The 1,359-nt window shown below is 68.2% G+C and carries 2 protein-coding genes; both read left to right on the forward strand.

What is annotated here, in order from left to right; translation table 11 throughout:
• Window positions 1-249: SUMF1/EgtB/PvdO family nonheme iron enzyme (locus tag JMF90_RS37255; protein WP_201326359.1), on the forward strand; the 249-nt coding region annotated here is incomplete at its 5' end.
• Window positions 233-1,246: an L-histidine N(alpha)-methyltransferase gene (gene egtD / locus JMF90_RS37260; RefSeq protein WP_201316664.1), complete on the forward strand. Its 1,014-nt coding sequence runs from the start codon at window positions 233-235 to the stop codon at window positions 1,244-1,246. The genes JMF90_RS37255 and egtD, both read left to right, overlap by 17 nt.
• Window positions 1,247-1,359: the final 113 nt, after the last annotated feature.

Here is a 1,359-nt window from a genome sequence, read left to right on the forward strand (position 1 = left end):
GACGGCATCCGGCAGATGCTGGGGCACGTCTGGCAATGGACGCGTTCGTCGTACGAGCCGTATCCGGGCTTTCGGCCGCTCGCCGGGGTCGCGGCCGAATACAACGGCAAGTTCATGGTCGGCCAGCAGGTCCTGCGCGGCAGCAGCATCGTGACGCCGCCCGGACACGAACGGCCGACGTACCGCAATTTCTTTCCGCCGGCGGCACGCTGGCAATTCACGGGAGTGCGACTTGCGCGAGACGTCTGACCTGACGGCCACGAGCGGTGGCCTGCAACCCGCCCGCGATTCGCGGCCGAGCGCGTTCGAGCGCGACCTGATCGACGGACTGTCGCGCACGCCGCGCAGCATCCCGCCGAAATACTTCTACGATGCGGCCGGCTCCGCGCTGTTCGACCGCATCTGCGAACTGCCCGAGTACTACCCGACGCGCACCGAGCTCGGCATCCTGCGCGATCGCGCGGCGGAGATCGTGCGGCGGGTCGGCCCGCATGCGGACATCGTCGAATTCGGTGCGGGCTCGCTCGAGAAGATCCGCGTGCTGCTCGACGCATTCGCGAACAATTACGCGAACGCACCGGCGCGCTACGTGCCGGTCGACATCTCCGCCGATTACCTGCACGGCGCGGCCGCGCGGCTGCGGGCGGCCTATCCGTGGCTCGACGTCGCGCCGCTCGCGGCCGACTACACGAAGGCCGAGCAACTGGCCGCGCTGACCGAGACGCCGCGGCGGCGCATCGGCTTTTTTCCCGGCTCGACGATCGGCAACTTCTCGCCGGCAGAAGCCGACGCGTTCCTGCGCGACGCGGCGCGGCTGCTGCGCGGCGGCGGCCTGCTGGTCGGCGCGGATCTCGTGAAGGACGAGCGCACGCTGCATCACGCGTACAACGACGCTCAGGGCGTGACCGCGCAGTTCAACCTGAACCTGCTGGTGCGCGCGAACGCGGAGCTCGGCGCGGATTTCGACGTCGACGCGTTCTCGCACTGCGCGTTCTACGATCGCGGGCGGCAGCGCATCGAGATGCATCTGGTCAGCGACGTCGCGCAGACCGTGCACGTGCGCGGCCACGTGTTCCGTTTCGAAGCCGGCGAACGCATCCATACGGAGAATTCGCACAAGTTCACGATCGACGGCTTTCATGCGATCGCACGCCGCGCCGGGTTCGAACCCGATACCGTGTGGACCGACGCGGACAACCTGTTCAGCGTCCACTGGCTGCGCAGCGTCGACGATATCCGCGCGTAATGCGCGCTGCTGCGAACCGCCCGCGCCGCGAAGGTGAGGGCGGTTCGCTCGCCATGCACACCGGCGGGTGCGATCCGATCGCCGGTTTCGTGCCGAAAATCCCCTTTTTACCG

The sequence above is a fragment of the Burkholderia sp. E168m23 genome (assembly GCF_016586125.1).
In the GTDB taxonomy this organism is placed as follows: Bacteria; Pseudomonadota; Gammaproteobacteria; order Burkholderiales; family Burkholderiaceae; genus Burkholderia; species Burkholderia orbicola.